This is a genomic window from Arcobacter siniprincipis (SeqCode) (assembly GCF_048571125.1).
In the GTDB taxonomy this organism is placed as follows: domain Bacteria; phylum Campylobacterota; class Campylobacteria; order Campylobacterales; family Arcobacteraceae; genus Arcobacter; species Arcobacter siniprincipis.
This window is the reverse complement of sequence record NZ_CP182343.1, coordinates 1931575-1945233: the sequence shown is the minus strand read 5'-3', so window position 1 is coordinate 1945233 and position 13659 is coordinate 1931575. Positions and strand designations below refer to the sequence as shown.

Sequence of the window (13659 nt, the reverse complement as noted above, 5' to 3'; positions counted from 1 at the left end):
TCTAAAAGGGTAAAATGTGAAAAAATTAATATATATTATAGCTATAATTTTGTCTTTTATATCATCAACTTATGGAAATGATATTTTGGCTGTTGTAAATGGAGAAAATGTTACAACACAAGTTGCTCCAAGTAATTTTAAAACTTTAGATAAAGAAACACAAAAAAATATTGTCAATAAACTAATTGAAAAAAGATTGGCAAGTGATTATGCCCTAAAAACTGATATTATAAAAAGTGAAGAGTTTAAAAAAGTACTAAATCATATTTTAAAAATGTCAGATGAGAATGATAATAAAAAAGATAATAACAATCTTGCAGATGTAATTAAACAAAAAAATGTAAAAGGTTATACTCAAGAGCAACTAAACAGTAAAAAAGGTTTATTGGCATTTGATTTTTTACTCACTCAAAGAGCTGAACAATTAGCACCAAGTGATAAAGAACTAGAAAAATATTACATGGATACAAAATATAAATATGATACGCCAGCACAAATTGAACTTTTAAGTATAGTAGTTGAAAAACTATCTTTAGCTAAAGAAATTATAAAAAAATTACAAAATGCAAAAGATATACTTCAAGAGTTTTCAATACTTGCAAAAAAATATTCATTGGCTCCAACTGCTAAAAATAGTGGTTATTTTGGAAAAATACCTTTGTCTGTATTAAATAGTGAATTAAGTCCAATTTTAAAAGATAAGAAAAGAGGTTTTTTCACTGACAATGCAGTAAAAACTGAATTTGGTTATGAAATCTTTTATGTATTAAATGATATCCCTGAATATAATAGTACTTTTGAAGGGGTAAAAGATAAAGTAAAAGAAGAATATGTGCAAAAAAGTGTAAAAGCTTGGGCAATGAATAAAATAAGAGAACTTAAAGAAAGCGCAACTATAAAGATCTTAAATTAGTAAAAATATTTAATGGTATTGGGTTTAACCTAATACCATTTTAACTATTTATATTTAATTTATAAGCTAATTTTACTCCATATGGTGTAAAAACATTCTCCTTGACACTAACTAAATAATATAAGCAATACAGTTATTAAGATATAACATGTTTATTAAATTGATAGATTTTTAATATTCCATCCCATTATAATATAACTGGTTGTTGCAGATATACTATAAATCAATCTAAAATTATTGTCCAAATTTTTTTAGATTTAAGTCAAATTTAAATCAAACATTTTACATCCTATTTTATTTATTTAATGTATAATTTTTTATATAAAATTGACATTTTGTATAAAAAATTATACAATTAGAATAAAATTTAAAAGGAATTATTTTGAAAACTATAAATAAAATTAAAAGTTTAAAGGCAAATGGTCATTATGCTTTGAGCTTAATAGAAGACAATAGAGTATATTTATCAGGACAATTTTCAATTGATCCAAATACTGGTGAAAAGAAATTTGGAACAATGTCTGAAGAGCTAAAACAAGTTTTGAGTAATATAGAATTAATTCTAAAAGAAGCAGGTTCTTGTAAAGAAAAAGTTTTAAAAGTGAATGTTTATATTAATGATTTAGACAAATGGTCTACTGTTGATGAAATTTATAGTAATTTCTTTGCAGAGCATACACCAGCGCGTACTATTATTGCCTTGCCAAGACTTCACTTTGGATTTAAAGTTGAAGTTGATGTTATAGCTACTTGTAAATAAAGGAGTACTTAATGAAATATATTTGTAGCAAATGTAAAAAAATAGAAGATGTAACATCTCAAAAATCAAAATGCGATTGTGGTGGATTATGGAAGTTGCAGTTTAACGCACCTAAATTTGATTTGGAACTTGTAGATAAAAATACATGGGGACTATTTCGTTATAGAAAGTTTATGCCAATAATCGATGATAGCTGGAAAGATATCACTCTTGGTGAAGGAATGACTCCTGTAATTAAATTTGATGAAAATGTATTATTAAAAATGGATTATTTTATGCCAACATTATCTTTTAAAGATAGAGGTGCAGCTATGTTAATAGCTCATTGTAAATCAATTGGAGTAAAAAGTGTAGTTCAAGATAGTAGTGGAAATGCAGGAAATAGTGTGGCTGCTTATTGTGCAAAAGCTGATATAGAGTGTGAAATATTTGTTCCCAAAGGAACTTCACCTAAAAAAATAAATATGATTAAATCTCATAATGCAAAAGTAAATATAACACCTGGTTCAAGAGATGATTGTGCAGACATTTGTAGAAAGAAAGTTAGTGAAGAGAAGAAATATTATGCAAATCATGTCTATAATCCATTTTTTTATGAAGGAACAAAAACATATATTTATGAAGTATATGAACAATTAAATAGAATTCCTAAAAATATATTTGTTCCTTTAGGAAATGGGACTTTATTTATTGGTGTGATTAAAGCTTTAGAAGAATTATTTGAAAGTAAGTTGATTGAATCAATGCCAAATATTTATGCTATACAAAGTGAGTATTGTCCCCCTTTTGTATTAGCTACAAAAAATAGTGAATCAAAACCTTCTAAAATAGTTCCAAAGTCTACATTAGCGGAAGGTATAGCAATTGGTGTACCAATGAGAGGAGAAGAAGTTTTGGAATACATTTATAAGTATAACGTAAAGACAATTATTGCACCAGAAGATGAGATTGTTAGAAGTAGAGAAATCCTTGCATCAAAAGGAATTTATTGTGAGCACACAACAGCTGCTTCATATGCTGCTTATTTACAATATTGTAAAGATAATGAAATTTTAAGTGATTGTTTAATCTCTATGTGTGGTGCTGGTTTAAAATCTGATCATTAAATAATTTAGTATTTTTTTGATATATTACATTTTGAGAAGGAGACTTTTATGAATTTAATTCTTAAAGCTTATATACCAATCGCAAACTTAATTGTAAAAACTTTTGGAAAAAGTTGTGAAGTTGTGTTACATGATTTAACACAACCTCAAAATTCTGTAGTTTATGCAGCAAATGGAGATGTTACAGGTAGAAAAGTTGGTCAAAGTTTTGACCACCTTATAAAAATGGTTTTGCTTAATAAAGATTTTAAAGATGATTATGTAGTTAATTATTTTTTTGAAACAGAAGATGGGAAAAAGATCAAATCTTCATCAGCCTTGATTCGCGATGAAAAAGATGCAGTAATAGGTATGTTATGTCTTAATTATGATTTGACTTTATCTCATCTTTTACAAGAAGAGTTACAAGGATTTTTGGGAAATACATCTTCAACTGAAAATATGAAAAAACAAGAAGAATATATACTTGATCAAGATATTATGAGTACACTTGATAATATCATAGAACAAATATTTAAAAACACAGTTAAAAATAATGAAAAACTAACAAGAAAAAAAAGCTTAGAAATTATTAGATTTATGGATGAGAAAGGTATTTTTTTAGTAAAAGGCTCTATAGATAAAGTTGCAAACTTTATGGGTGTTTCAAAAGTAACCGTATATAGTTATTTAGATACTATAAAAGGGAAAAGATAAAGAAGAAAACTAATTTTCTTCTTTAAGTGCTTTTCTCATAATTTCTATAGTTTGATTATCTAAAGTAGTATCAGTAAAAAGTTCAAGGGCTAAAACACCTTGATAAAGAAGCATATCTTCACCATCTTTTACTTTTAATCCTTCTAATTGTGCAAGTTTTAAAAATGGAGTTTCTTTTCCATAAATACAGTCAAAAGCAAATTTTGCATTTAAAAATATACTTTCTAAGGTAGTTTTTTTGATTGGATAATCTTCATCTTTTAATCCAGCACTTGTTGAGTTTACAATTAAATCATAATGATTCATTTGAAAGTTACCCCACGTATATGTTTTAAAACCTTGTGTTTTAAAAAATACAAGTTTTTCTGCACTTCTATTTAGAATTCTAACTTCTATATTTTCTTCTTTTAAAGCCATGGCAATGGCTTTTGCCGTGCCACCTGCACCCAAAATAAGAACAGAATTGATTTTACCAAAATCTTTTATGGCTTTCATAAATCCAGGAGCATCTGTATTGTAAGCAAATACTTTATTGTCTTTTTTTACATAAGTATTTACAGCTTCAATTTCATTTGCTATTCCAACAACTTCGTCTGCTTGTCTAAATGCTTCTTCTTTGAAGGGAACTGTTATGTTAGCTCCTTTCGCATTTTCGTGGTTGAATGTATCTTTTATCTTTTTTCCATCTGTTAATAAATATTTATCATAATAAGAGTTAATGTTTAGATGGTCAAAAGCACTATTGTGCATTTGAGGAGATTTTGAGTGTTCAACAGGGTTACCAAATATTAAAAATTTTTCTTTTTCTTGTGACATTGATTTCCTTAAAATAAAGAGGGACATTCTACCCAAAGAAAAATAAGAGGATATTAAAAAAATTATGATAAATTGATATAAAAAGAATTTGGGGAAAATATGAACACTATTTTAAAGTTTACAACTACAATAATAGACGGGAATATGGCATATCATGTAAATGATAAAAAAAGCTGTGTTGATAATAATAGATTAAAATTATCTAAAAAACATAATTTCGATATCTCAAAACTTAGATATATGAATCAGGTGCATGCAGATAATATTGAAATTGTAGATTTGAATTCTCCTTTATTAATTGATAATTGTGATGCGTTGATTACAAAAGAAAAAAATCTCCCAATTATGGTTATGGTTGCTGATTGTATTCCTATATTTTTAAGTGATGAAAATAAAAAAATAATAGCAGTTGTACATGCTGGAAGAAATTCTACTTTTTTAAATATAGTTCAAAAAACAGCAATTAAGATGATAGAAGAGTTAGGTTGCAAGGCTAAAGATATCTTTGTATATTTAGGACCTTCTATACAAAAATGTTGTTATGAAGTATCAGAAGAACTAGAAACTATTGCCATAAAATCTTTTGGAAAAGAATTTTGCCAAAATAGATATCTAGATTTACAAGGAATAAATATAAAACAATTAAATGATATTGGAATTTTTAATATTGAAGTATCAAATATTTGTACAAAGTGTTCCGGAGAAGATTTTTTTTCATATAGAAAAGATAAAAATTGTGGAAGGTTTTCAATAATCGGAATTATAAAATAAAACTGAATGTGTAAAAATAATGTAGTAATTATGTATAAATAATGTAAAAATAGCTTAATTGTAGATAAAAATCATATTAAGAACTAGAAAATATAATTTTTAAGTTTCGATAGGTTACAATTTCATCGAAATAGATAAAGGAGTTATTTATGAGTAAACCTGTAACTAAAGAGGAAGCTTTAGATTACCACCAATTTCCTAAACCAGGAAAATTAGAAATTGGGACTACAACAAAACTTGGGACACAAAGAGATTTGGCTTTAGCATATACACCTGGAGTTGCTTTTCCTTGTTTGGAAATTGAAAAAGATCCAGATAATGCATTTAAATATACAGCTAAAAAGAATCTTGTAGCTGTAATATCAAATGGTACAGCTGTACTTGGGCTTGGTGACATTGGGGCAGTTGCATCAAAACCAGTAATGGAAGGAAAGTCTGTATTATTTAAAAAATTTGCAGCTGTTGATTCATTTGATATTGAAGTTGATGAAACTGATGTTGAAAAGTTTGTATCTATTTGTAAAGCTATATCGCCAACTTTTGGGGGAATAAATCTTGAAGATATAAAATCACCTGAGTGTTTTGAAATAGAAAGAAGACTTATTGATGAAGTTGATATTCCTGTAATGCATGATGATCAACATGGAACAGCTATTATTACAACAGCTGGGTTAATAAATGCTTGTGAAATTATTGATAAAAAACTAGAAGACTTAAAAGTTATAGTTATGGGAGCTGGGGCAGCTGCTATTTCTTGTGCGAGAATGTATAAAGCAGTTGGAGTACAAAATATTATTATGTGTGATTCTAAAGGAGTTATTCATGATGGTAGAAGTGATTTAAATAAGTATAAAAAAGAATTTTCTATAAAAGAATCAATGACTAAATTAGAAGCTTTTAGAGATGCGGATGTTGTTTTAGGCTTATCTAAACCTGGAACATTTACCCAAGAACATATTGCTCTTATGGCTGATGAACCAATTGTATTTGCCCTAGCAAATCCAACACCTGAACTTTTTCCTGAAGATATATTAAAAATCAGAGATAAAGCAATTGTTGGAACAGGAAGAAGTGATTTTAATAACCAAATAAACAATGTACTTGGTTTTCCATTTATTTTTAGAGGAGCACTTGATGTTCAAGCTAAAAAAATAAATATGCAAATGAAAAAAGCAGCAGCATATGCTATTGCTGATTTAGCTAAAAAAACAGTACCTGCTGAAGTAAAAGCAATATTTGGAGATCATTTAGCATTTTCAAAAGATTATATTATTCCTAAACCATTTGATAAAAGACTTATTGTTGAAATTTCTAGTGCAGTTGCAAATGCGGCTGTAGAATCTGGGGTTGCAAGAATAAAAGATTTTGATTTAACAGCTTATAAAGAAGAGTTATCACAAATGATTTAATCAAAATAATGGTATTATTCCACTTTTAAATTGGAATAATACTATTATATGGATAAAAAATGAAAGAATACATACTATTAATTAATACTTCTGACTCAAAAGGACTTGTATACAATGTATCAAAGGTTCTTTTTGCAAATAATCTTAATATCGAACAAAATGCTGAATTTGTGGATGTGGAAACAAATAAATTTTTTATGAGAACAGTTATCAGTGGTAATGTAAATGATAAGATACTTCTTAAAGAATTAACTGAAGTTTTACCTAAAGATACACAAGTTAAATTAAGAGAAAAATCAAAAAAAGACATAGTTATACTTGTGACAAAAGAATCACATGTTTTAGGTGATTTGCTTATTAGATATTTTGATGGTGAATTAGAAGCAAATATAAAAGCTGTAATTGCAAATCATGATTATTTGAAAGATTTAGTAGAAAAATTTGGTATACCTTTCCATTGTATTAGTGCAGAAGGGATGGAAAGAGAACCTCATGAAGACTTACTTATTGCTAAAATAAAAGAGTATGAACCAGAACTTATTGTTTTAGCTAAGTATATGAGAATATTAACTTCAAAATTTGTTCAAGAATTTCCACAACAAGTTTTAAATATTCACCACTCTTTCTTACCAGCATTTATTGGAGCAAACCCCTATAAACAAGCACATCAAAGAGGTGTAAAAATTATAGGAGCAACTGCTCATTATGTTACAAATGATTTGGATGAAGGTCCAATTATTGCTCAAGAAGTTGTAAGAATTGACCATAACTTTTCTTGGCAAGATATGAGAACTGCAGGGCGTAATGTTGAAAAAGTAGTATTATCAAATGCCCTTCAACTGTTACTAGAAGATAAAGTTTTCGTTTTTGGAAATAAGACGGTAATTTTGTAATGTTTAATATTGTTTTATTAGAACCAAGAATTCCGGGAAATGTTGGGACAATAGGAAGACTTGCCTTTGCTATGAATTGTAGATTACATTTGATAAAGCCTTATGGTTTTGGTGAAATTACTGAAAAAGAAGTAAGACGAGCAGGGCTTGATTATTGGTTTGATTTAGATGTAACTGAATATGAAAATATAGAAGATTTTTGGTCAAAAAATCCTTTAAATGATAGACATTTTTTTGCGACAACCAAAACAAAACAAGTATATTTTGATGCTAAGTATGAAGTAGGAGATTATTTTTATTTTGGTAGGGAAGATGCTGGTTTACCTGAAAATTTATTAGCAAAAAATGAAAAGGGATGCATTACTATTCCTATGACAAATGATGCAAGAAGTTTAAATATGGCAAACTCTGTATCAATCGTAGCTTATGAGGCTTTACGACAAAATTTTAAAGAGTTTAAATAAACTCTTTTTTTGCTTTTTTTATAAGTTTTTTTACAGCTTTTAATTTTTCTTTTAATTTATCTTCTTCTTTCTTATCATCACATCTTCTTATTTTTTCTTCAATTTTAGTTCTTTTTTCATAGAGTTTTTCTATAATTTCATTAATTTCATTTTCATTTTCTTTTATCTCTTCTTTGTCCCAAAGAAGGAAACTTTCGAATGTTTTTACTAGTTTAGACAGTTTCATTTAATTCTCCTAGTGATCTTAGTTTAATATCATTTACAAATAAGATATTTGCAATTCTAAATAAATTTTTACTCATATTAAAAATACTTGTGGAATCATTGATTAGAGAGGTTCCCATTTTAGGTGTGATTTTATCATTTCTAATTAACTCATCAATCTTTTTATTGGTTTGAATCTCTAAAGCGTCAATATTGTCTTTATACATTTGAATTTGCGTTGAAGTTTCTACATCATCTATATCTTTATTTCTCAGTAAATTTGTTCTTAAAATATTTAGTGCAAACTCTTTTTTTAAGGTTAAATACTCTTGTTTTATATCTTCGTTTTTACTATAAAGGTATGCATTCATATTTTTTTGAATATCTCTAGTATCTTTTAATATTTTTACAATAATATTTGATGAGAGCCTTAATTGACCTATATAAAAGAGTTGATTTGAGTTCATATGAGATTGTGATTTTAAAAGATAATCAATGATTTCACTATATAAGGATTTTAAGTCATTATGATATATATCATCTAAATTTGTATCAATTTTTGCAGGGGTTGAAAGTATATTATCTATATCTTTTTCTTCTTTTAAATCAGAAGTATGAATTGACATAGAGTGTAATATTGCCTTTTGGGCATTTTCATATAAATGTATTACTTCTTTTTGGATTGAAACCATTGCATTATATGGTATTTTTATATTTGATTCATCTAAATATATAGGTTTTGATGCTTTTTTTATTTTATCTTTTATTACTTTTTTTGACATGGAAACAATAAGAGGAATAAAAGGAAATAAAACAACTATTCCAACTATATTGAATATAGTATGAAATAGAGCTAATTTCATACTGTAGTTATTATTATCAATTGAAACTAGTGGTGCAAGATAATCAACAAAATCTTTTAAAGCATATATAAAAATAACCGCAATTAAAGCTGTAATCATGTTAAAAACGAGATGTCCAAAAGCAAGTCTTTTACCATTTTCATTTGATGTTAAAGAGCCTACAATAGCAGTTACTGTTGTACCAATATTTGCTCCAATAGCTAAAGCTATTGCATCAATGTAAATTATATTTCCCCCTGCAAGTGCAGTAATAATAATTGCCATAGTTGCACCACTTGATTGTATTACAACTGTAGCAATTGCTCCTATTAAGATATAAACAAAAATACCTAAAAACCCACCAACAGAGTATGAAGCCAAATCAATAGAATCTTTTAAAGTCTCAAAGCCATCTTTCATGTATGAAATACCTAAAAATATAAAACCAAGACCTAATAAAATATTCCCAAGACCTATATACCTTTGTTCTTTTGAGAATCTAAAAATAACTCCAAAAATGATCATTGGCATTGCATATAAAGATATTTTAATATCAACACCCAAAGATGATACTATCCATGCTGTTGTTGTACTTCCTAGATTTGCTCCAAAGATTATTGCCATACCTTGAGTTAAGGATATAATTTCAACTGTTAAAAAAGATATAACAATAACAGAAATCAATGATGAACTTTGAACTATTGAGGTGCTAATAAAACCTGTAATTACTGATTTTAAACTAGTAGAAGTAAACTTTTCTAAAACTTTTTCTAATAATCCCCCAGAAAAAAGTTTAAAGCCATTCTCCATAAAATACATGCCTATAATAAATATGGCAATTCCTGCAGATATTGTTTTTATATTTTCGCTTGAAATTATAAAATAGGCTAAAAAAAGTAAAATAATTGGTATAAGTAGTTTTTTTATCATAAGTAATTATATATAAAAATTTTGGAAAAACAACATTTTTATATATATTAGTGTAAAATTTTGCAAAAAACATTGGAAACTTGATTTATAATGAGAATATTACTACTTGAAGATGACGAACTATTTGCACAAACAATTGAAGATTTTCTAGATGAAGAGGGCTTTTTAGTTGATATTGCTAAAGATGGAGAAGAAGCACTAGCTTTAAATTATGAAAAGAATTATGATTTATATCTGTTTGATATAAATGTTCCTAAAATAAATGGATTAGAACTCTTAAAAGATTTAAGAGAATCAGGGGATAATACTCCAACGATGTTTTTAACATCTTATAAAGATAAAGAGAGTTTAGAACAAGGCTTTTTATCAGGTGCCGATGATTATTTGAAAAAGCCAATTGACTTAGATGAACTTATTTTGAGAATAAAATCGCTTTTAAAAAGATCTGGAAAACAAATTGAGAAAATACAATTAGGGGAAAATCTATTTTTTAGTCCAAATGATAAAAGAGTATATGAAAATAACAAAGATATGAATTTGCCAATGAAAGTAGTGGATTTATTGGAATTATTTTTAGAAAATAAAGATAAAATTGTAACAAAAGAGATGATAGTTAATAGACTTTGGCATTGTGAAGAAGATTATAGTGAAGGTTCAATTAGAGTCTATATAAATGCTGTAAAGAAAATATTTGTAAAAGAAAAAGTAGTAAATATAAAAGGAGTTGGTTATAAGCTTGAATATTAAAAAAAAGAACTTTATAATCTCTAATTCTATTTTAGTATCATTTATTGTGATTATGGTTTTACTTGCAAATTATTATTTAGTAGCATTATTGGGTTTTAATAAAGATACTTTCATAGTTATTACTTTAGTACTTATTATTTTTGCTGTTGTTTTAAACTATTTCTTGAGTAAACCACTTTTTGATCCTTTATTTGAAAGTGACAATAATTTAGAAAAAGCTATTAAGGAGACTATCCATGAACTCAATATTCCTGCTTCTACAATACAATCTAATGCTCAAATGTTAGAAAAGAATCTAAAAGATGAAAAAGATATAAGAAGGTTAAATAGAATAAAATTAGCTACAAATGAACTTTTAAAGCTTTATGAACAAATGGAATATGAGATAAAAAAAGAGATTGGAAGGATCGATAAGTTTGAATTCCTGCTTGATGATATAATTGAGGATTCAATTGATAAATTTGAAGATATGAAAGGCAATATCACGATAGAAAATGATATTAAAAATATATCTATTATAAGTGATAAAAATGGGTTTCAAAAAGTTTTTGATAACCTTTTGTCAAATGCTATAAAATATAACTGCGAAAATGGAATTATCAAAATAAATATGCAAGATAATCTTTTATGTATATTTAATACAGGAAATATAATAGATACAAAAAATCTTTTTATTGTATTTGATCAATATTTTCAAGAAGATTCAAGTAAAACTGGTTTTGGTTTAGGTTTAAATATTGTAAAAGAGTTTTGTGATAAAAATCAAATTGATATTAAAATTGAACCAAAAGATAATGGAACACAAATAAAATTAAATCTCTCAAAAATAATATCTTAAAAATATCTTAAAAATATAAATTAACAAAAAATTAACATTAAAGTTATATTATTCATAATCAAAGTTTTCTATTGAAAAATGTTTGGATATAAAGAAAACTTATTACTCTCACACTAAATTTTTCTTTTAAAATTGGTGTTAAAAGAAGGATAAAGATGAGAAAAATAAGTAAGATATTTATAACTACTTGTACTGTTTTAGTAAATTTGAATGCAACTGATAGTATCAATCTAGAAAGTATTTTAGTAACTAGTGATAACTCTATGGAAACAACAGCTGGAGAAACAAAAGGATATAAATCTTTAACTGCTGATAGTGCAACTAAAACAAGAACACCTCTAAAACAAATACCAAAATCTATTCAAGTAATAAATAGTGAAATTATGAATGATCAACAAGTTCAATCAGTTAGTGAAGCACTTCATAACTCAAGTGGCATAGTTACTAATAATCCATTAACTACTTCAGGTTGGGATGGAACATTAGTTCGTGGATTTGCTGCTGAACAATTACAAGATGGGACAAGTTTAGTTTACAATACAGGAGATAGAGAAAGTACAATTAATATTGAAAGAATTGAAGTGTTAAAAGGTCCAAATGCCATTCTTTATGGTGGTAACTCTGGAACACCCGTTGGAGGTTCGGTAAATTTAATATCAAAGTTACCAGAGCCTATATCTTTTTCACAATTAGGAATAACTATTGGAAGTAATAATTTAATTAAGCCTTCATTTGATATTAACCAACCTATAGCTGAATTAGTATTATTAAGAGTTACAGGTGAATATACAAAAACTAAAAGTCAAAATGATGTAATTGAAAGAAATAATTACAATATTAATCCAACTGTAAAATTAAAAATTGATGATGATACTACAGTCATATTTCAAGGTAAAACATCAAGATGGAAAGGTCAAGACTATCAAGGATTACCAGCAGTTGGTACAATTGCTGGTGATTTTAAAATTGATAAAGATTTATTTGTAGGTGAAAAAAATTTACCAGATTCTAAAACTTCACTAGATAGTATTGCTACAAATGTTGAACATAGATTTAATGATATTTGGTCTGTAAATACAAAATTATATGCAGCAAATAGTGAATTTGATGAAAGATTACAATTAAATTTAGGTAATGAACCTATGTTTGGTTCAACTTTTATGCTTTTAAATACAAGAATGTATCAAGAACAACAAGCTAGAAGTTTAAGTGCAGATGTAAAAGCAGAATTTTCTATGAATACAAAATTAGTTTTTGGAGCAGAAATGAGTTCTTTAAATGATAAAGGATTTATGGATAATATGAATATGTCTTCTGGTGTGCAATCTATTGATCTTTTAAATCCAATATATTCAATTCCTTATAAAGATGAGAAAAGAGGGATTTGGTCAGGAGAAGTGAGAAATAGAACATCAAGTATTTATGCACAAATTCAACAAAATTTATTTGATAAATTACATTTATTAATTGGTACAAAATTATCAAAAGTTGTTGTAGATTTTGAAGACACTTATGGAGGTGACAATAAAACAGATAAAACAAAATTATTGTTACAAGGTGGATTTGCATACGATATAAATGACAATATTACACTATTTACAAGTTACAGTGAGGGAATGAAAGCTCCAGGATGGTCTAATTATGAGAAATCTCCAAAACCTATGGAATCAAAGCAATATGAAGCAGGGATAAAATTTGATACGAATAGTCAATTATCAGGTTCTTTGGCTGTATTTAAAATAGAAAGAAAAAATATTAGTGTTGCTAATCCTGCTACTAATGGATTAACTACTATACCAAATGGAGAAGAAGAGAGTAAAGGAATAGAATTAGATTTACTTTGGCAACCAACAACAAATTTTAGTTTATTGTCAAATTATACAAATACACATGCTAGTTATACAAAAAATGCTTCAAGTAAAATATTTGCAGGTAATAAATTGGGTGGAGTTCCTAATCATTCAGCTAGAATTTGGGCAAATTATAAATTTAATCAACTTGCTTTAAAGGGTTTTAGTGTAGGAGCTGGAATTTATGCACAATCATCAACTCAGCTAGATGGTGAAAATAAATATAAAATACCAAGTTATTATACATACGATGCAAAAATTGGATATAAACATAAATCTTATGAAACATCTTTTGTAGTTAAAAATTTGACAGATAAAGATTACTATGAAAGATTAGACTATTACGGTGGAAGAGTGACTGCTGGAATGGAAAGAACATATTTAATTAATTTTAATGTTAAGTTTTAAAAGGAGAAGAAT

At 26.9% G+C, this 13659-nt stretch carries 14 protein-coding genes; 11 read left to right on the top strand and 3 right to left on the bottom strand.

From position 1 onward, the window contains the following. The first annotated feature begins 16 nt into the window (after window positions 1–16). The 4 genes from ACNI3D_RS09755 to ACNI3D_RS09740 all read left to right on the top strand — a co-directional run bounded on the left by ACNI3D_RS09755 (window position 17) and on the right by ACNI3D_RS09740 (window position 3475). Window positions 17–913, top strand: coding sequence for a peptidylprolyl isomerase (locus tag ACNI3D_RS09755; RefSeq protein WP_419766847.1), 897 nt, complete (start codon window positions 17–19; stop codon window positions 911–913). Between the two features lie 382 nt (window positions 914–1295). Further along, window positions 1296–1673 carry a RidA family protein gene (locus ACNI3D_RS09750; RefSeq protein ID WP_129099419.1) on the top strand — a complete coding sequence of 126 codons (378 nt, stop codon included), beginning with the start codon at window positions 1296–1298 and terminating at the stop codon, window positions 1671–1673. A gap of 11 nt (window positions 1674–1684) precedes the next feature. After that, on the top strand, window positions 1685–2779 hold the full coding sequence (locus ACNI3D_RS09745) for a threonine synthase (protein ID WP_419766846.1): 1095 nt from the start codon (window positions 1685–1687) through the stop codon (window positions 2777–2779). Between the two features lie 48 nt (window positions 2780–2827). After that, window positions 2828–3475, top strand: a complete 648-nt coding sequence (locus ACNI3D_RS09740) for a helix-turn-helix transcriptional regulator (RefSeq protein WP_129099417.1) — start codon at window positions 2828–2830, stop codon at window positions 3473–3475. A gap of 9 nt (window positions 3476–3484) precedes the next feature. On the opposite strand, the gene ACNI3D_RS09735 is transcribed toward ACNI3D_RS09740, so the two are convergent. Beyond that, a complete protein-coding gene (locus ACNI3D_RS09735) occupies window positions 3485–4291 on the bottom strand; it encodes a shikimate dehydrogenase (protein WP_419766845.1) in 807 nt (268 codons plus the stop codon). Window positions 4292–4390: 99 nt separating this feature from the next. Here ACNI3D_RS09735 and pgeF point away from each other — a divergent pair, with 99 nt between their 5' ends. From pgeF to ACNI3D_RS09715, 4 genes are all read left to right on the top strand, one after another. Further along, a complete protein-coding gene (pgeF, locus tag ACNI3D_RS09730; protein WP_419766844.1) occupies window positions 4391–5062 on the top strand; it encodes a peptidoglycan editing factor PgeF in 672 nt (223 codons plus the stop codon). A gap of 149 nt (window positions 5063–5211) precedes the next feature. Next, window positions 5212–6471, top strand: a complete 1260-nt coding sequence (locus tag ACNI3D_RS09725) for a malic enzyme-like NAD(P)-binding protein (RefSeq protein ID WP_129099414.1) — start codon at window positions 5212–5214, stop codon at window positions 6469–6471. A 59-nt stretch (window positions 6472–6530) separates the two neighbouring features. Next, window positions 6531–7364 (top strand): formyltetrahydrofolate deformylase, encoded by an 834-nt coding sequence (gene purU / locus ACNI3D_RS09720; protein ID WP_419766843.1) that lies wholly within the window; start codon window positions 6531–6533, stop codon window positions 7362–7364. Next, window positions 7364–7828, top strand: a complete 465-nt coding sequence (locus ACNI3D_RS09715; protein ID WP_129099412.1) for a tRNA (cytidine(34)-2'-O)-methyltransferase — start codon at window positions 7364–7366, stop codon at window positions 7826–7828. The genes purU and ACNI3D_RS09715 overlap by 1 nt, the downstream gene beginning before the upstream one ends. Here ACNI3D_RS09715 and ACNI3D_RS09710 read toward each other — a convergent pair. Together ACNI3D_RS09710 and ACNI3D_RS09705 are read right to left on the bottom strand one after the other, a co-directional pair. Next, complete coding sequence (locus tag ACNI3D_RS09710; protein WP_129099411.1) at window positions 7821–8054, bottom strand: exodeoxyribonuclease VII small subunit; 234 nt, start codon at window positions 8052–8054, stop codon at window positions 7821–7823. The genes ACNI3D_RS09715 and ACNI3D_RS09710 overlap by 8 nt on opposite strands. Then, on the bottom strand, window positions 8041–9804 hold the full coding sequence (locus ACNI3D_RS09705) for a Na/Pi cotransporter family protein (protein ID WP_129099410.1): 1764 nt from the start codon (window positions 9802–9804) through the stop codon (window positions 8041–8043). Before ACNI3D_RS09705 ends, ACNI3D_RS09710 begins: the two co-directional genes overlap by 14 nt. A gap of 90 nt (window positions 9805–9894) precedes the next feature. Here ACNI3D_RS09705 and ACNI3D_RS09700 point away from each other — a divergent pair, with 90 nt between their 5' ends. The 3 genes from ACNI3D_RS09700 (at window position 9895) to ACNI3D_RS09690 (ending at window position 13647) form a co-directional block, all read left to right on the top strand. Then, window positions 9895–10551 carry a response regulator transcription factor gene (locus ACNI3D_RS09700; protein ID WP_258238588.1) on the top strand — a complete coding sequence of 219 codons (657 nt, stop codon included), beginning with the start codon at window positions 9895–9897 and terminating at the stop codon, window positions 10549–10551. After that, window positions 10541–11389 carry a sensor histidine kinase gene (locus tag ACNI3D_RS09695; protein WP_419766842.1) on the top strand — a complete coding sequence of 283 codons (849 nt, stop codon included), beginning with the start codon at window positions 10541–10543 and terminating at the stop codon, window positions 11387–11389. The genes ACNI3D_RS09700 and ACNI3D_RS09695 overlap by 11 nt, the downstream gene beginning before the upstream one ends. Before the next feature lie 155 nt (window positions 11390–11544). Further along, window positions 11545–13647: a TonB-dependent siderophore receptor gene (locus ACNI3D_RS09690; protein WP_419766841.1), complete on the top strand. Its 2103-nt coding sequence runs from the start codon at window positions 11545–11547 to the stop codon at window positions 13645–13647. Window positions 13648–13659: the final 12 nt, after the last annotated feature.